Source organism: Rhizobium sp. NFR07, from assembly GCF_900111905.1.
In the GTDB taxonomy this organism is placed as follows: domain Bacteria; phylum Pseudomonadota; class Alphaproteobacteria; order Rhizobiales; family Rhizobiaceae; genus Neorhizobium.
This window is the reverse complement of record NZ_FOKM01000022.1, coordinates 71,572-88,719: the sequence shown is the minus strand read 5'-3', so window position 1 is coordinate 88,719 and position 17,148 is coordinate 71,572. Positions and strand designations below refer to the sequence as shown.

The window sequence follows — 17,148 nt, the reverse complement described above, 5'->3', positions numbered from 1 at the left end:
CGGAAAGCGACAAGCCGCTCTCGCATCTCTGCAGCACGTATAACGAAGAAGGACGCCCGGGCAAGTTTGCTAACTACCGGGCGGCTCAGGCGCTTCTAGTCCCGGGACGAAAGACTAAGCAGTTCCGACACCCACCGCACAAGGCGGAATGTGGGTCAGAGCCGCGTTGGCTCGCGCTCAGGCTTCTCGATGATGGCTGCCAGCGCAATTGGGATGCCCTGATATTGCGGATACTGTCCAGGGTCGCAACTGCATCGGGGCGAAGCTGAGCGTCGGCCGTTGGAAGTGCAAGCGCGGTTACATAATCACCATTGCACATTGTGCGAATGTGGTGCTCCGAAGACATCTTCGCAGAAGCCGCGTGCCGTAGCTCAGATATCTGACCGTAGGTAGTCAATGTACAAATTTCCCGTGCACAGTTTCATCACGATTTTCCTGGCGGTTGGGCGGAGGCACCGGGAAGGAAACGGCAGGAAAGATATCCACATTTGGCAATACCAACGAAGCGTCGGCGGTATCCTGCACCACGGATCGGAATGGCTCAGCTTTGAAGTATCTCAACTTCTGGGCATTGATGGAAGGTTGCCCCTCGGCCAAGATAATCAGCCTGTCTGCTGGCATCTGCCTTACCTCCTGCGGCATCATCAGGTCGCGCTCGCGGATCTGCTCAACCTTCGAGCGTTTCGCCATACCCATGAACTCTATCGTGCGCGACTGCGCGTAATAGCGGACCGTTTGTTTGCCGAGCGCTCGGGACACATACTCCGCTGTGACTAGGTCATTGGCGCCCAGGACCAACTGATAGCCGCAATTGCCCAAAAGCGAATGCCTTGCCGTCTCGCCATAGACGCCGTCGATACTCTTCAAATCCTGGACGACGAAGGCAAGCTTGATCCCATAGCCCGCAACGTAAGGAAGCTTGGTTACAATTTCGTCCATCCGCTTGAGCTGACAGAACTCATCGAGCAGAAAGTAGATGGGCAGGTCGTGGCTTTTGTCTTTTCCGCGCAGCAGCCGGCTCAGCGTCTGCTGGATGAACAATGACATCAACGGACGCAACAGCTGGAGATCGCTGATATTTGGCGCCAGATAGACCGAGATCGGTCTCTGGCGGATTGCCTCGACATTGATGTCGGTCACCTGCGTTGCCGCGACGATCTTCTCGTTCTTGAACGGGCGCATGGCCTGCTGCACGTCAAGCAGCGCAGACTGGGCGGCCCGTTCGGCCAGCCCAATATAGGCGTTGAAACTCTCTGTCGTGAACTTGGAAAGATAGGGCTCGCGCTCGTTGATATCCTTCATAAGCACTTGCAGATCAAACCCGCAGTTAAAGAAGGAATTGACCTCGCCGAGATTGCGGCGACTTTCGTAGTGGTCGCTCTCCAGCACATAGCTAATTACGCCGGCGAGGACCTGCTGGGCCGTTGCTTGCCAGATGGCGTTGTCCGAATGACTAGCCTCCGGAATCAGCATGGCGGCGACATTCTGAATGTCGCTGGTGCGATCGCCACGCTCGCTTCGGATGAAATCAAGTGGATTGTAGCGGTGCGTGGTCAATGACCCCGGGGCAAACAGAAACACCTGGTTTCCCGTCCGCGCCCTGTAGGCGGCGGTTTTCTCAAAAATCTCGCCTTTCAGATCCGTGACGATCATCGAGCCTTCATGCATTAGCGCATTGGGAATCACATATCCGGCGCCCTTGCCGGATCTCGTCGGACCGATGACCATATGATGCCGATCATCGTCGATCCTCAACAGTCTTTTTCCAAGCCTTCCAACGACATGGCCTCTTTTTCCAAACCATCCATGGCGCTTGAGCGAAGGCAAGGTCTGAAACGCCGCATCGGCAAGCGGCAGCGTGTGGCGTCTGAACATTGCTGTCATGATTGCAGCCATGACAAGGACCGCCGGTGCGAGCGCCATGAGGCCGACCGTCTGAAGCGCTCGGTTTTCGCGATAGAACCAGAACTGCTCGAGCGGTGCGAATGGCCTCTCGGAAATCGTCATCTCGAAGATCCGCCGGTCGCCATGGAGGATCCAGAGCAAGAGCCCGTAGGCGACTATCCAGGCCGCAAGACCGATCAGCCCGCAAAACACCATATAGGCCCCTCGGGCGCCGCGGCTCAAATCCCGCTTCATTGATCTGACCTAGCGAAGAAAATCTCCGATACGCCCCGTCGTCCCCCCTCGCGGCGTAACTGGATGACAATCGGGATCACCGTCTGGACGTAGGTCAGCAAATCGCTCTTGGTAAAACCTGTCGCCATCCCGCCTTGCTGTACCATCATGATCAGTTGCTCATAGGCGCCATGTGCGGTGTCCGCATGCACGGTCGAGATACTGCCCGGATGACCGGTATTGATCGCCCGCAGGAACGAAAAAGCCTCCGCTCCCCTGATTTCGCCGACAAAAAGCCGGTCCGGCCGCATCCGGAGCGACGTTTCCATCAGGCTCTGGATCGTTACGTCGGACGTGCCCTGATCGCCCTTCGAGGCGACGAGATGCAGGCTGTTGGGCTGGGGCGGATAAAGCTCACGCGTATCCTCAAGCGTGATGACGCGCTCATCCAAACCCACACTTTTCAGGCAGGCGTTCAAAAACGTGGTCTTCCCCGAAGACGTGCCGCCACTGATCAGCATCGACACACGCTGCGCTAGCGCAAGCGTGACGAAATCATAGATCCGATCGGCAGCGAGATGTTCGCGCAACAGTCGATCCAGGTCTCCTGTCTGCGATCTCGAAACAGCCACCTTGTCCATCGCGCCAGCAGCGCGCAGGTCCTCGAGCGAAAAGTCACTCACGACCTGCTTTCTGATCGACAAAGCTCCGCCATCCGGTGCCGCAGGCGGGATCACGCACTGGATGCGCTCGCCGCCGGGAAGCCAGGCGCTCAAGATCGGCTTTGCGGGGCTGACGAATTGTGCCGTAATCGCTGCGACCCGCTCGGCGATGTTGTGGAGTTCGCCGGCACTCAGCTCATCAATGCGATAGTGCTGCATCCGCTCTAAGCCGAGCCGCTCGACATAGACTTCACCCGGCCGGTTGACCGCGATCTCGACGACGTTCGGATCATCGAGAAATGGCCTCAAAGGCTCGAGCGCACGATAAAGGAAGTAGTGCGGATCGGCCTTGGCCGGTCTCTCATTTGCGGCCGCGTTCACGCTGGATCTCCTTCATCGCTTCGACCACCGGATCTGCATAGAAGGCGCTAAAATCGAGGTCCTGGCGCACATAGACAAAAATCCGCTCGCCCTGGGCTACGCTGATCGTCGGCGGGATCCTCAAATTTTCCGACAGGACCGTATTGGCCATGTCACTAAAGGTCTTCGAGATCGTGTCGCGCGCCAGCTCCTTGGCCCGTTCTGCATCATCGTCGTCATCAGTCGCCCGGTCGCTCCCATAGCCGGTGAGGTAGCTTGCGCCGCCACCGACGATCGACAACAGGATCGATGCGCCAAACCGCTCCTTGAACTTGTTATCAACATGGCCGGTCAGACCAGAGCGCCCAAGGCTGTCACTGCCGATCGAGTTCAGTCGGACTGTAACCCCGTCATCGCGGATCAGCCGGGTCCATATGACAAAGATCCGCTTCTGACCGCTGGTGATCTCCGACTGATATTCGCCAATCAATCGCGTTCCTGTCGGGATCAAGATCCGCCTTCCGTCGAACGAATAGACATCCTGGGAAGTGATGGCTCGGATCTGGCCTGGAAGGTCGCTGTTGATCGCAGTCTCCAAAATGCCGGGGATCAACGTACCCTCCGGGATCATCGCATCGATGCGGGCGATCTTGCGGGCGGTGGCGCCCCGATCCGATAGGCGGCTTGCCGCACCGAGATACCGGCTTGCTCGATCCTCTCCGGCAACCGCCGAGTTCGACCCATCCGGCGCCGCAGTGTCGCGACCTGTCGCCTGTGCGCTCTGGTCGAGCGAGATCAGCTTCGAGCGGAAGCGATCGGGAAACTCTTCCACCGGTCCCGTGTCGCCGGAAATCGGTGGTGGCGGAACGTCGAAGGTTGTCTGCGTCGGCGGTGTAGCTTCAGGGGGAGGGGGGAGCTCGACGACCGGCTGCTCCGGCGGCAGAACCTGCTTCGCTTCCTCCCTTAAGAAGGAAGGGGGCCGGAAAGAAGACGTCTTGAATTCCTCGTCAGTCTGGACATTATCAACCTGATCTGCCGATGGCACGGAGAGCGCCAGATAACCGGCGATCACACCACCGCCTAGCAAAAGCACTATGCTGTACCGCTGATTGCGGCCGATGTTCTTGTTGGCCACCGCAACCTCGTCGCGGGCCGCCAGCACGTCAAGCTCACGGCTTCTCGTCATCGCCTGCTTCCTCCCTCACGATGTGGGTTGAAAGTGTTCCAGCTCGCACCTTCCCCCGAGCGCGTCTGACGCTTCGGCAAGACGGGACGGTCAAGCCGGAAGACGCAGGTCCATTGATCGCCATCACGCAGGGTGTATTGCCGGGCTATCCCGTCAACGACCAGGTAGGAACCTTCTTTGCGGAAATTCCTCAGCGTCTCTTGTGTATTAGATTGAACTGCATAGATTGCCGGCACCTGCCCATCGAAGCGGAAGAATGTCTTTTTTCCGTCGTCGAACACCATGGTCGGCCTCAGGGTCGGATCGCCAGAGAACCCGTAGTCGGAGTGGACCGTGTTCTTGTCGAGGCCGAATATGTTGGGAAATGCAGCTCTGCGTTCAGCCTCTTGCCGAAGGCGTGCATCCTCGATTTTGTCGGGATAAACAAACCGGATGCCAAAAACTTCTCTCTTATCGTCCGGTGCATGATCTTCAAGTTCGAGGAAGTAGATCCGCTTTGATGTGACCACATTCATGTTGGTGGCGACATCGCGGGCGACCGGTGTAATGAACAGGATGTTGCCTTTCTCTGCCGGCGCCACCTGCCAGCTTTCGGTATCGCCGAGCGAGATCGTTTCGAACTGCTCGTCCTCGTCGAAAAGGATCATCGTGGAGATGCCCCAAGTGGCGGAGACTTGGACCACGTTGTTGGCCTGATAGACAACGCTGGTGACGCGTTGATCAAGCGCGCCAGGACGCGGTGTCTGCGCAGCCGACGAGGGAAGCGCGGCCGAAAGGATGAAGGCTACTGAAGCGGCAGCTGTCTTCAGAATGAATAGTCTCATCGCTCATCCTCCGGCGACACGCTCTCCTGATCGCGTCGGTAGTCGTAAACCTGAAATCCAAGCGGGTTTTCAAAGCGCCACGCATTTGTCGCGGGCGTCTCCGTGTAGCGATAGCGAACGACCGAGATGAAATGCCGTGTGATGGCAGCCGTCTCCGATGTCTCGGTCGTCGAAAACCTTACAAGGCAGGTGCTCGCATTGGAAAAGGTCACCGACTTGATCTCGACCGTTACGCTTGTCGCCTTGCCATATCGCTCCGCCGGATTGGCAGGATTGGTGACGCTATGAAGGTCCTGAAGGTCGCGCGCTGCACGCTCTGCCGATAAAAGCGCTGCAATGGCGAAATTTTCCGAAATAGCAAACGGATCATACCCCTCGCGGGCGCGAATAAAGCGCACGACATTGGCCTGCGTGATTGCCTGCTGGTCGCTGAGGAGCCCCGACTTCGTCAGGCCTGACTTGACCTCGAGGTAGCCGGTGTTTTTATCGACTTCGACGATATAGGGTTCGAAGGACTTGAGCGGCACGAGCAGGATCAAAGCGACGAGCGCAAGGAGCGCAAGCACACCGAACATTGTGCAGACAAGCCAGGCGACGGCACGCGAACGGCGCGCATGACGCAAAACCTCCGTCTCCCACGTCTCTCCCGCCTGATAATAGCCGATAAGCGCGTCTTCTGATTGCTTGGCCATCTAACCCTCCCTCACGTCGAAGCCGATATCAGGCGATGTCGCCGGTCCGGCTGATCCGTCGTTTCATCGCGCTTGCTGTTGAATGGTGGATATTGTCCTTGATGCCCGCCTCGGTACGCTGGCGAGCCTCGGCAAGTCGTCCGCCGGCGTAGCCCATCCCGCTTCTGGCGGCACGGACTGTCTGGCGTGGCAGCGTCATGCCGGTGAGGCCGGCCACGTCGCGGGCAATCTTGCCGATCCCGGCCGCCATCCCGCCAGTAACGCCCTGCGCCAGGGTCTGGATGTTGAACAGCACGAAGGCGCCAGCGCAGCACAACAAAAGGAACGCGGAGACGTCGCTCAATTGCAGTCGTCTCTCACCGGCCGCATTTGTGACCTTGGTGAGTTCCGGTTCCATCGCCGAGATCAGGAATGCTGCAACGACATAAACGAAGAGCGGGATCAGCGCGTACGTCAGCACTTGCTGAAACCAGGCATTGCCAAGTCCACGCGTACGCTCAAACAGCATGCTGGCAATGAAAATTGGCGCAGTCGCAACGAGGACCCACATCATCACCTTCGACAAGAGCAGGATTGCGAGCGCCACCGCCAGAAACACCGCGACGCAGAACATGATGAGAAAACCAGTCATCGAGGGCAGGATCGACAGATAGCCCGACTGCTCGGCAAAGGCGGAAGCGGCCTGATTGGCCGTCATCCATATCCTGGACAGCCCATTGGTCGGTTCCGTAATGCCCGTACCCGTTGCTCCAAGAATGGCCCGGCCAACTGCCTCTGGTGTTCGTGATAGCCAGGCATAGAAGAGGTCGTTAAAATGGCCCCATTCTCCCACCAGCGAGACGACCACGAGCATGCGCGCCACGCGCCCGACGATCTCGCCGATCGATATGCGTGTCGTGCCCATGATCAACTGCAGCCCGTAAAAGGCGACATAACCGATCAGCATCAGCGTCAACAGCGGCATGATCTGCGTGCCGATAATGCCATAGGCGCGCTCGGAAAAATTTTGGCCCGTCGCCTCGACCCGTTCTAGGAGGTCGCCGATAAAATTATCCACCGCTTAGCCTCCCTGAGCGTCGATGAGATGGCCAAGTGCCTCGACCACGGCATGATGATCCTGATCGATCTTGATGATCGGCCCGCACATCTCGGTCTCATTCCCGCTAAATGCGGCAAGTCCTTTCGGATGCTTGCATGGTGCCTTGCGCTCGCTTGGGCCATGGCCGCAACTGCTCACTGCCAGCGCTAAAAGCGCCAGCACCCATGGATTCGCTTTCATGATTGATTACTCTTTGTAGGTGAGGGCCTTTTTCGAATTCGACATGTCGGTCAGGCGTCGCTGATTTTGCGCTTGCAGCGATAGCGCTACCCCGTTCATCACCCCAATCAGCTCATTGATCGTCAGGCCGGATTGCACCTGCAACTGGGTGTTCTGATCAAGCGAGCCTTTGACGTCGTCTGCTTTGCCGATCATGGAGCCGGCTTGCTCCAGAGCATCGCGTCGTGCAGTGACCGCCTGTTGGGCGCCCGTCGTCAATGTCGAAATCGCAAGCACCGTCTTCATCAGCTCTTCATAAGACCGGTCGCTCGAAAACGCGCTTTGCTTCTGTCCGGAAAGGCTTTGCAGAAGCTTCAGGCCGTTGAGGAATTTGGTCGCCGTTCCACTGACCGCACCGTCGACACCGCCGAAATCCGTGCCGCTCGGAGAGAGGATCTTGTCGAGACCAGGAAGCTGCGAAACACTGAACCCACTTCCGACCGCAAGTCTCCGCAAGGCATCGGCCGCACCGGCCCGGTCGCCCGTAACCGCTTTGAGTGTGTCCTCGACAGTCGTGCGAACCTCACGGTTGGTCTCCAGGATCTTGTCGGTGGTCTCAGCTGTCCTCTTCGCCACATCGAGATTGGCATTGTCGATCACCCGCATCTGGGCAAAGACCGGTGTGGCGACCTGCATGATAATTGCTGCTAAAACAAAAGACCTCATCACACGCCTCCTTCGTAAACAACATCTAGAATTGAGCTGAAACTCTTGCCTGAGCGCCGGCATTGATGGGACGGCAGGTCGCAAGCGGATCCCTGGCCATCGCGTCTTTCTGGCAAGCCCTGTGGGAGCTTTCGCCCCGATCGTCAGGCGGTCGGTCGGCGCGCACACTGCGAGCCGAGCCAGACAGATTTGCTGTGTCCATGGCGCCCTGGGCATTAGATAGTTCGGCAATCATCGCGCCGATCAGGATTGCGCGGTTGATCATTTCCAGATTAGCGTTTCGACTTGCTGAGTTATGATCGAAACTATCCTGAAGCGTGCCGCCCGATCGTGATCCGAGCTCTTCCAGAAACAACTTAATCAAAGCGCTCGACTGCCCGCTCGCCTCAGACATTGCCATGCTTTTGAGCGTAACGTCCCGAAGATTGGCATAGGAACCTGCACCCGCACTATCGCCGCCCGGAAGGGCTGCTAGGTCTCGCCCCCCAAAGGCCGGGAGCCATTTCTCGGTAATCGCTGCGACATAGCCCTGCGTCTCGCGAAACGGCGGAATGCCACCATAGGTCTGAACATTGCCGGGTCCGGCATTGTAAGCGGCAAGCGCGAGACGCGGGTCGCCAAAGGTCGCCAATTGCTGCTTCAGATAACGCGCACCGCCGCGCAGGTTATCGGTCATGTCATAAGGATCGACACCGAGATCCTTTGCCGTCTGCGGCATCAGTTGCGTAAGGCCGATCGCGCCTGCCGAAGAGCGGGCACAGGGATTGAATCGGCTCTCTTGATAGATCAGCGCCAGGAACAAGCGCTCATCAACGCCTTCCTCCATCGCGATACGCCGCGACAAGGCTGTGATCTGCGGATTGGCGCCGGCGCTCGAGGCCGCGTCTCCCGATCGTCCCGGCCGAAATATCGCGCAGCCTACGCTTCTTGACGCCGACATTCGTCCCTCATCGGTCTTGTAGGTCTGGGATAGGCTCACGTCGCGCGTTTCCTCGCGGTTTAAGATCGTAGTGTCGATCACCGCCGTGTCGGCAAGAGCCGACGCCGGGACGAGAGCCTCGACCATAGCGACAGCAGGCGGGACGACCATCAGAGCAAGGCGCAGGAGAAGCCGCGACAGAGCCGGTGCGGCGTGAGGCAAGACCAAGCAACTCATTTAATCTCCTCCCAACCACAGAAGCGTGCAAGCCATGCTCTCGGATCGTCGCCGACCTCCGCACGGATCCGTGCGCATTCCTCGACCGTTTCCTTGCGTCCGGAGAGAACTTTAACGAGGTCTGGCATGGTCGAGAGATCGAGCTTGGCAATGACCGAGTCCGTTCCGTGCTTGATCAGAAAGCTTCGCTTTTCCGGTGGCGTCGATCTGATGAAATCCAATTCCCGCTTCGTCAGGCCGAAGCGGACACGATAGCTTTCATCGTCAGCGCGGGGATTGGGAAAGTGGATATGGGTTGCGGCCTGCTCGATCAGCGTGTGCGAGATTGGCGCCTTGGCAATATCGGCAGCCGACTGCGTGCCAAAGCCAACGATCCCGTTCATCTTGCGGATCGTTTTCATCTTATCGACGATGAAGTGGCTGAAAGTCTCGTCCATCAAAAGCTGCCATCCTTCATCCATGAAGAACATGACCGGATTACCATCCAGCAGCTCGTCGAGGCGATGATAGATGTACATCAGGGCAGGGGTGCGCGTGTCAGGGTTGGTTAGGATATGGGTCATGTCGAAGCCGAAGACGCGCGAACCGGTAATTGAAAGCCGATCCTGAGGCGCGTTGAACAGCCAGGCCTTCTCACCATCGATCCAGCCGCGAAGCCTTGCGTTAAGATCGTTGGCATTGGCGCGCGCACCGCCTGCCAAGAGTGCTGCAAGATTGGCAAGCGTCCGTTCCGGCTTCGGTTCGCTCATCAGCCGCAGCAAGGCCCGCTCCAGAAATGTTTCATCTTCCTGCTGCAATCCTGCATGGGGCGATGTCAGCATGACCTTTAGAAGCCGGAGCAGGAACTCGACATTACGGCCGGTATTCTCGAGCTGCAGCGGGTTGAACCCAGTCGGGGTTCCCGGTGTCAGAACCTCATAGCTGCCGCCGATCGCCCGTATGAAGATCTCGGCGCCCCGATCCTTATCGAAAAATACGGTGCGCGGCTTCGGCTCAACCCGCATGGCCTGGGCAAGCAGGAAGGTAAGGGCCACCGTTTTTCCTGATCCGGTCGGACCTGTGACGAGAAAATGGCCGATATCGCGCTGATGAAAGTTGAACCAGTATGGCGTCTGGGAGGCGGTCTCAAGTACGGCTATCGGCTTGTCCCAATGGCCGCGATCTCTTTGACCGGTTGCGAAATTATGCATCGAGGACAGGCCGGAAAAGTTGGCACTCGAGAGCATCGATCGGCGTGCAATGTAACTCTGATTTCCAGGGAGCTGCGCCCAGAACGCCGGTTCCAGATTAAGATCTTCCCGCAACCAGTTGATATTCACGTCGGTAAGGCAGGCTCCGAGCTTGGTTACTGCCTTTCCGACATCGTCGATGTCCCGAGCGAGGCAGAGAAGCGACAGATGATGGGTGCCGAACACCGCCTCCTGGTTCAATAGACTGTCGAGGGCAAAATCGATCTCGTCCTCGACCGTGCTCCCAGCATCGTCGGAGGCGGCAATCTGCCGCTTCAGGCGACCGATCCTCTCCTGCGCAATCGGTTTGTCGGCAAGCGAGAATGATTGTGTGAGAATAAACTCACGATTGACCTGCAGCAGTCCATCAAGCATCCCGGGTCCGGTGAACGGAGGATATTCCTTGATCGACAGCAATGCGCCATAGCGATTGTCGCCCTCGCTCGGACCTTGGGCCATCATCGATCGCTTGCCGAAATAAAGGCGCGACGTACCAAGAAAGTCATAAAGGCCCATGCGGGGCAGGCGCATCCTGCGTCGCACGCCGCATGCGAGGATCGTATTGAAAAATTCGCAGGGTTCTGAATAGGGAAAAAGTGCCTCGCCGGGGGCGGCGGTCTGGCCATCGAACTCAGCCTGATCGTCCCTCTGGCTGTCGGCATGATAAACGACCCCAAGGGTCCGCGCCTTGTACTTCTGTAAATCCTCGGCAATACGCGCGACCAGCTCCTCGAATTCCGCAAGATCGGCGTCCTCTTGCTGTCGTCCTTGGGCGAGAGCCGGCGAAACAAGGCGCTTGACTAACTCGCTTGCGCCCAGCACACCGCTTGCTCGAGACTTGACGATGGTCAGATACAGCGTGTTTTCGAACATCCGCTTCGTTTGTAACTGCTCCATGTAGCGGTGGTTCAGCGCGGCACAGAACTCATCTTCAAAGGCCCCGTCGAGCCTCGCCTCGACCTGGTGGCGTATGATAGTCGACCAGAGCGCGTAACGGCTCGATCCCAACGCACGGATCATCGTGTTTTGCACGGCAGAGCGCATGTTGAGCTCAGCCTGATCCTCGGTTTGGAAAAACAGGCCCTCCACCTTGATTACGCTTAACATCGCGCCATTCTGAAGTCCGATGACCGTGTCCGAGACGTGGCGCAAATAGGGAATATGGCGTGCCATCGACCGTTCTCTGGCGCGTTGACGGCCGAAGCCGAGATCCTCGGTCACTGCTTTCAACATCGTCATGGTCCATAAGACGTAGTGCCCCAGAACCGCGAATTGGCGGTCCTCGGCGTCCGTTGACAGGCAACCTGCAGCACTTCGAGGAACCTGCCATCGAAGCTGCAGAGTGAAAATAAAATGAGGTAGGAAATCGGTGCCACAAAAAGCGCCAGAAGGTGACCGCTGGCGAGCCATCCGATAATCGTCAGGCCGATCGAAAGCACCACTGCCATATACGGCACGCCCCATAAGGTTGGCGGTCGCGTCAGGCCTAACACCAAAGGGGTAAATGCTGGTTTTTCGTCGTCGACAGAAGCCATGTCACTGCCCCACGGCCGAGATCATCTGATCAACGATATTGGGGGCGCCGAACACGAAGCCGATCCCGAGAATGACGCTACCGGCGAAGAACCACGAAAGGCGCCCCTGAAACGCCAGGAAACCGAGCGTGATCACCGCAATGATTGCAACCAGGCGGCCAAACGGCCCGGTGATAAAATCGACGATCATCTGGAATGCCGTCGATAGAGGTGCGAACGCGCCGCCACCACCTCCGGCCTGGGCATACGCCGCATCCGCTGTGGCCAGTCCTATGGCCAGAGCCGCGATGGCTAACCGGCCCGCATGATGGAAAAACTTAGCTCGCGCCGTTCTCGCAGGCATGGGTCTCAAAGGCATGGTTTTCTCCCTCTAAAAATGCATCACACCACCGACAAAGGTGCGGGTCTTATTGGCTTTGATGACACCAGCGGTGTGTTGCCGGCGACCGTCTGAGGTTGCGGGCTGGCCCGGAGCTCGAGGCGCGGAATTGAAGCCGAGCTTGATCTGCTGGTTGATGACGCTTGCGACGTAGTTGAGCGTCTCGTGAATGGGCGGTATGCCTCGGTGATCGCGCACCCGGGCCTCACCGCAATTGTAGGCAGCGGCAACCAAGAGCGGATTGTGGAACTCGTTTTCGAGCTGTCGCAGATAGCGAATGCCCGCATCGATATTCTGAGCGGCGTCACAGATGTCGGTGACGGCAAATCGAAGCGCCGTCGCGGGCATCAACTGCATCGGTCCGCGCGCCCCTTTCGGGGAATTCAGGCTCTGACCAAAGCGGCTTTCGACAAAAGCGATCGCAAGCGCGAATGTCTCGTCGAAATCTTGGCGACGCGCTGTCTCGACGACCATCGCCCGGATCTCGTCGGTTGTGAGCGGCGAGGGGCCACATTCACGTTCTATCCCAAGCGTTTCGACTTCAGCTAAAATGGTTTGGCCCATGGCGGTCGGGCAAATGAGCATTGCACAGGCGGCGAGTGCTATGGCCCCGGTGACGGGGATAAGTCGTAACGTTTGAACAGGGGGTCGCTCCGGATACCGCATAGGCGCCTCCGCAATGAATGGATGAAAATAACCTCTGGTTGTATTAGCGAGTAAATCGATAGCGCGGGTTGCTGTCAATGCATCCGAAGCTGAGGGGGAAAATATATCGACAATATATTGACCGTCGGCTGACGATGGCCGTCGCCCTTCATCCTGTCGTCATGGATCGCGCGATGGCTGGCAGGGCCATGAACCAGCGCGGCTAGGCAGGTCGCCTGCACACCGCCAGTGGCGACGAAGCGGAGGTGAGAACGCGAGAAGGTTCGGTTTAACCTGAATGCTGCGGGAGAGGCGTCGGCCGCACGCGGGTAGGACGGTTTCAGTCGAAGTCCGGATCGTCAAAATCGTCGTTGGCAGGTTTGCGATCTCGAACTTTGCGAACAGCCGCATCGTCGTCACGACGGCGGCCGATCTCGACAGCGTCCGGACGATGGCCTTCCGGCACGTTTTTCACGGGTGCCTTGCGGCGCTGGCGAAGGGTGGGGCGTCCCGATCGAACTGTATGCACACGCTTGCCGGCCATCTTGCATCTCCTGCTTGTAGATCGTTCTGGCCGGGGCGACCTCTACAAGCAAGCCTTCGATTAATAGGTGGTTACGCAGTAAGGTTAATGCCTCGCCTTCAAGTCAGTTTGGCACACTTGTGCATATAAATAGGGCCGGGGGATGTGCGAAGGGGAACTCTTATGGGACATGCGCTCGCGACGCGGCTCCACGCGAAAACGGAAACTGGGCTCGAACGCCAAGATAGATCGCCGGCTACATGCGGTCGCGGCTGATGATCGAACTTTTCGCCGATGGATCATTCGATCCCGATCTGCGGGTTGGGAGCTGGGCCTTTGTTGCCTACCGGGAAGGACTTGAAGTGTTTCATCAGAGTGGCTCTTCGACTGGGGCGTCGAACAACCACTTCGAAGTGCTCGCCGTCCTCAAGGCGACCGAGTGGGCAGTTTCGCGGCGCTTCAGCGGCCCTGTTTTGATCTGGACTGACTCCCATTACGTGATGAAAGGCGTGCACCGGCTGTTGCCCATCTGGCGCAACAATGGATGGCGCAAGGTCGATCGCAATCCGCGAAATCGCAAGCGACCGTCGCCCGACCGAGCCATCTGGCAGGTGCTGGACCGCTTGCTTGGCGATTGCCCCTCAATTGTCGTCGATTGGTGCAAGGCCCACAACGGCCTATGCGGCAATGATCGCGCCGACTTCCTCGCCGGCGTCGGCCGCGTGTCCAACCCCGCCGATCGTTCTGATGAATCAGGTGAGGCCGCTCATAGATCTTGAACGCCCCGATGATGAATTCGCCTGTCGCAACGATGCGCGGTATCTAACGGCTTATGCGGCAGATGTCCGCAGGACGAAGATTTCATGTCAGCGACCGACGATAGACTGTCCGTCTGGCCTGATGACGACATGCCAGCCGTGAGAACCGAAAGAATCAAAACTCAGGCGTCAGACCAAAAATCGCTACCTGCCATGCGGCATTGAGCGCGAGATCAGATCTCTAGCCACAGCCGCGGATTATCCTGCGACTGGATTTTCTCCCAGCGGAGATCAGTCTGATTATAGGGGCGAACCGAGTTCGTTCGATTGTCGAGGACAAGGTCTCCTTGAGAGGTTTTGACGACCAGGACCGCGTGACCTTCGCCCTGCGGCGTCTTGCCGACTGCGATCCTCAAACTCCTAGAGGGCCACCCGCGCGCAACAAGCTGCCGCCGCTTGGTCAAAGCATAATCCTCGCAGTCACCGGATGTGACATCGGCCGCCCATTCATCATCGTCGGCCGCATCATATGTCGGCTTGATGGCGCGATTGACGCTTGCATTGATCAGCGCCAACTCACGGCGTTGAGCTTGCCCGACCTCAACCAGCGACGGACCATCGCCTGCTTGGCAATCCGACTGGTTGTCCCGGCAAAAGCGAATGAAAGCAAACGGTGCTAGCGTGTTGCGCGACGTCTTGATGAAGCTGGTCTGTGGCGCCGTCCGCAAAGACCGCGTCATCCCGGCGACCGGGCCGGCGTCGACCGGTGCGACAGCCGTTGTGACCAGCGCGACCGAAAGGGCCGCGATCGCAGAAATCTTTCTCACCAGCATGCTCCGACTCCATCGCAACGATTGGGGCGCGTCCTGCCCGTCTGTCCCGATTTAGCACGTAGCTTTTTCGAGCCGCTTAAATGGAAAGCTTCAATTTTAACGAAGCACGGTTTCATGGCTGTCGGATGTGTTTCTCACTGCAGCCCGAATGCTTGGTAACGTATCACGTGCCGAGTATAAGCGCTTTGGCGGCCGGAGAGCACTTGGCAAGACGCTATGCGAAAGCAAGACTTCGTGTTAGCTCTATTTGCGAGCGTGATCGGAGTGGGAATGGGGAAGATTTCTTTATTAGCAATGTCTTTGGCGCTTCTGGCAGTCAATCCGGCGTTAGCGGAACGCAGCAGGATGCGTGTCGCCTCTGAACCCGAAATTCGCGAGCGGCTAAACGAACGGTCGAAAAAGACGACCAAAGCGCGGAACGGCTATACCTATCAAAGCGGAAAGTCGGTCGGCTACAAGCTCTCCAATGGCAAGCTGTGCCTGTTATACCCAAGCGGACAGAAGAACTGCGTCGACGTTGAGACGGATGGAAAGCGCTTTCAGTTGGTTGATCGCAACGGCGATCGCGCAGACCTTTGATCTAGCCGCAGCCAAGCGAGTTCATTGGTCCAACCGGATCTAGAAACTGAGCCTCGCAAGCCCATATCCTTGAGCAACAGCATTGTCGGAGATCTTGGAATGAAAGTATTTAAGACATCCCTACTATTTTCTGCAGTACTCCTGACGAGCGCGCCTTTGGTCAACGCCGCCGATCTCGTGCAGAGTGGAAACTACGCGCGCGGTGGCGCCTATGCGACGACCTATCGCGTAGAGGAATGCGGTCTCCTGAAGATCACCCAATATCAAAGAAGTGAAATCGTCAGGATTTGCCATCCGCCATTTGACCTCAACCCAAGGACAGGACCCATACCGGGCTCATCGGCCGGTGTCGTCGGAACGACATCGAGCTTCTCAGTTCAATAGCTCGCGGTGTCGCGGCAATAGCCACGCACCTATAAAGATCGCCAGAGCTTCGGATTGTCGGAGGATTCGATTTTTTCCCAGGCAAGACCTAGGCGGTTGACCGGCTGCGGCGCGTCATTCCTGTTGTCGAGGGCGATATCGCCCTTGTCTGTTTTAACGACCACAACCGCGTGTGCCTCGCCGCTCCCCGTCTTACCAACGGCAAGCCTAATGGCCCGCGGTGGAAGGCCGATCTTGATCAGTTCGCGCCGTTTCGCGAGCGCGTACTCCTCGCAATCTCCGCCTGCAACATCGAGAGACCATCGATCCCGCCCCGGAGCATCCTTTTGTGGTTGGATGGTTCGATTAACTGTCGCGTTGATCGCTTCCAAACGCCTCGTATTACGTCCATCAAGCTTTATCTCGCTGGCGCCGCTTTTATTCTTACATTGTTCTGGGTGAGCACCGCAGAGTTTGATGAATGAAAATGGCGCCAGTGTAGCTGCCTTTTCTTTAAGCCGGGGAGATGCCAGCTCGGAACTCCCGGCATCGACTGCCGCTGGAATGCTCACGCCAATGTAGAGGGTCAGGATAATCAGAGCGCGTACGAACATCTATGGCTCCTCATCTCCGACATCGGTCGGATCCTGGAGTTTCGATCGGTTGATACAATGGAATAATCAACTACCGGTCGAGATGTTCCTTGTAATCTGTCTACATGTCAGAAACGCGCGTGGGTCACCGGAATGCTGTGAGTGTTGGACCGCCTGTGCCTCACGCAGGGTCTGTTGCGTGGCATAGCACCGGTTATCCCGTTTGCAGGGATAGAACCATCAACGCCAGCCAGCACTTCTATTTTGACAAGGTCTCCATCAGCCGAAGGAGATCGAGCCTGACAGGCCGCGGCAAACTCAGTGCGGTCTCGACGAGCCGCGCGCCTTCGCGAGTAGCAACATATGCAAAGCGCTTCTGTCCAGCGCCACCTGCATGTCCGCGAAATGGAGTCGTCGGCCCGGCTACGAGCGGCTCGAAAAAAAAGCTCGGCGCGACCTTGAGGCAAAAGGCGATTTCGAACAGCTTCGAAGAACTGACGCGGTTTTTTCCGAGCTCATACTTCTGAATTTGTTGGAAGGAAACGCCGATCTGATGCCCAAGCCTCTTCTGCGACATCCCTAATGCCGTCCTGCGCGCCCGAATTTGATCTCCGACCACGCTGTCAATCGTTTGCGGGTCAGGCAGAACTCCGGCTGAGCCGACGGTTGAAGAGTGAGGTAGAGCCGGAAAGGACTGATGATTCATTGTGAAGCTCCGCAACCCATCTG

Annotated in this window: 18 protein-coding genes and 2 pseudogenes; 3 read left to right on the top strand and 17 right to left on the bottom strand. The window is 57.7% G+C overall.

The window, feature by feature from the left end:
* Window positions 1–528: 528 nt before the first annotated feature.
* From BM216_RS30690 to BM216_RS30630, 14 genes and pseudogenes are all read right to left on the bottom strand, one after another.
* Window positions 529–2,127 (bottom strand): annotated as a pseudogene (locus BM216_RS30690) (type IV secretory system conjugative DNA transfer family protein); the annotation flags it as partial.
* An 8-nt stretch (window positions 2,128–2,135) separates the two neighbouring features.
* A complete protein-coding gene (virB11, locus tag BM216_RS30685; RefSeq protein ID WP_093003768.1) occupies window positions 2,136–3,161 on the bottom strand; it encodes a P-type DNA transfer ATPase VirB11 in 1,026 nt (341 codons plus the stop codon).
* Entirely contained in the window at window positions 3,142–4,326 is a 1,185-nt protein-coding gene (gene virB10, locus BM216_RS30680) for a type IV secretion system protein VirB10 (protein ID WP_093003766.1), read from the bottom strand. The genes virB11 and virB10 overlap by 20 nt, the downstream gene beginning before the upstream one ends.
* Before the next feature lie 83 nt (window positions 4,327–4,409).
* A pseudogene (locus BM216_RS30675) lies at window positions 4,410–5,150 on the bottom strand (TrbG/VirB9 family P-type conjugative transfer protein); the annotation flags it as partial.
* Window positions 5,147–5,842: a VirB8 family type IV secretion system protein gene (locus tag BM216_RS30670; RefSeq protein ID WP_093003762.1), complete on the bottom strand. Its 696-nt coding sequence runs from the start codon at window positions 5,840–5,842 to the stop codon at window positions 5,147–5,149. The pseudogene BM216_RS30675 and the gene BM216_RS30670, both read right to left, overlap by 4 nt.
* A 28-nt stretch (window positions 5,843–5,870) precedes the next feature.
* Window positions 5,871–6,899, bottom strand: coding sequence for a TrbL/VirB6 family protein (locus tag BM216_RS30665; RefSeq protein ID WP_093003760.1), 1,029 nt, complete (start codon window positions 6,897–6,899; stop codon window positions 5,871–5,873).
* 3 nt (window positions 6,900–6,902) lie between these two features.
* Entirely contained in the window at window positions 6,903–7,121 is a 219-nt protein-coding gene (locus tag BM216_RS33815; RefSeq protein ID WP_143102917.1) for a hypothetical protein, read from the bottom strand.
* Window positions 7,122–7,127: 6 nt separating this feature from the next.
* Entirely contained in the window at window positions 7,128–7,826 is a 699-nt protein-coding gene (locus tag BM216_RS30660) for a type IV secretion system protein (protein WP_093003758.1), read from the bottom strand.
* 25 nt (window positions 7,827–7,851) lie between these two features.
* The gene (locus BM216_RS35145) at window positions 7,852–8,652 is read right to left on the bottom strand and encodes a lytic transglycosylase domain-containing protein (protein ID WP_280141722.1); all 801 of its coding nucleotides are present in this window, start codon (window positions 8,650–8,652) and stop codon (window positions 7,852–7,854) included.
* 326 nt (window positions 8,653–8,978) lie between these two features.
* Window positions 8,979–11,444: a VirB4 family type IV secretion/conjugal transfer ATPase gene (locus BM216_RS30650; protein WP_093003755.1), complete on the bottom strand. Its 2,466-nt coding sequence runs from the start codon at window positions 11,442–11,444 to the stop codon at window positions 8,979–8,981.
* A 2-nt stretch (window positions 11,445–11,446) separates the two neighbouring features.
* Window positions 11,447–11,659: a VirB3 family type IV secretion system protein gene (locus BM216_RS30645; RefSeq protein ID WP_244530418.1), complete on the bottom strand. Its 213-nt coding sequence runs from the start codon at window positions 11,657–11,659 to the stop codon at window positions 11,447–11,449.
* Between the two features lie 88 nt (window positions 11,660–11,747).
* Entirely contained in the window at window positions 11,748–12,089 is a 342-nt protein-coding gene (locus BM216_RS30640) for a TrbC/VirB2 family type IV secretion system protein (protein ID WP_093003798.1), read from the bottom strand.
* Window positions 12,090–12,116: 27 nt separating this feature from the next.
* Entirely contained in the window at window positions 12,117–12,791 is a 675-nt protein-coding gene (locus tag BM216_RS30635; RefSeq protein WP_093003751.1) for a lytic transglycosylase domain-containing protein, read from the bottom strand.
* 319 nt (window positions 12,792–13,110) lie between these two features.
* Complete coding sequence (locus BM216_RS30630) at window positions 13,111–13,314, bottom strand: hypothetical protein (RefSeq protein WP_093003749.1); 204 nt, start codon at window positions 13,312–13,314, stop codon at window positions 13,111–13,113.
* 254 nt (window positions 13,315–13,568) lie between these two features.
* Between BM216_RS30630 and BM216_RS30625 the strand changes: the two genes are divergently transcribed.
* The gene (locus BM216_RS30625) at window positions 13,569–14,072 is read left to right on the top strand and encodes an RNase H family protein (RefSeq protein ID WP_244530414.1); all 504 of its coding nucleotides are present in this window, start codon (window positions 13,569–13,571) and stop codon (window positions 14,070–14,072) included.
* A 212-nt stretch (window positions 14,073–14,284) separates the two neighbouring features.
* Here the strand turns inward: BM216_RS30625 and BM216_RS30620 are convergent, their stop codons facing one another.
* On the bottom strand, window positions 14,285–14,884 hold the full coding sequence (locus tag BM216_RS30620) for a transglutaminase-like cysteine peptidase (protein WP_093003745.1): 600 nt from the start codon (window positions 14,882–14,884) through the stop codon (window positions 14,285–14,287).
* A gap of 270 nt (window positions 14,885–15,154) precedes the next feature.
* On the opposite strand from BM216_RS30620, the gene BM216_RS30615 reads away from it, so the two are divergent.
* Both BM216_RS30615 and BM216_RS33810 read left to right on the top strand, forming a co-directional pair.
* Window positions 15,155–15,463: a hypothetical protein gene (locus BM216_RS30615; protein WP_143102916.1), complete on the top strand. Its 309-nt coding sequence runs from the start codon at window positions 15,155–15,157 to the stop codon at window positions 15,461–15,463.
* Between the two features lie 99 nt (window positions 15,464–15,562).
* Entirely contained in the window at window positions 15,563–15,847 is a 285-nt protein-coding gene (locus BM216_RS33810) for a hypothetical protein (protein WP_143102915.1), read from the top strand.
* A 29-nt stretch (window positions 15,848–15,876) separates the two neighbouring features.
* Here the strand turns inward: BM216_RS33810 and BM216_RS30610 are convergent, their stop codons facing one another.
* Window positions 15,877–16,440, bottom strand: coding sequence for a transglutaminase-like cysteine peptidase (locus BM216_RS30610; RefSeq protein WP_093003741.1), 564 nt, complete (start codon window positions 16,438–16,440; stop codon window positions 15,877–15,879).
* A gap of 238 nt (window positions 16,441–16,678) precedes the next feature.
* Window positions 16,679–17,125 (bottom strand): helix-turn-helix domain-containing protein, encoded by a 447-nt coding sequence (locus BM216_RS30605; protein ID WP_093003739.1) that lies wholly within the window; start codon window positions 17,123–17,125, stop codon window positions 16,679–16,681.
* Window positions 17,126–17,148 lie beyond the last annotated feature (23 nt).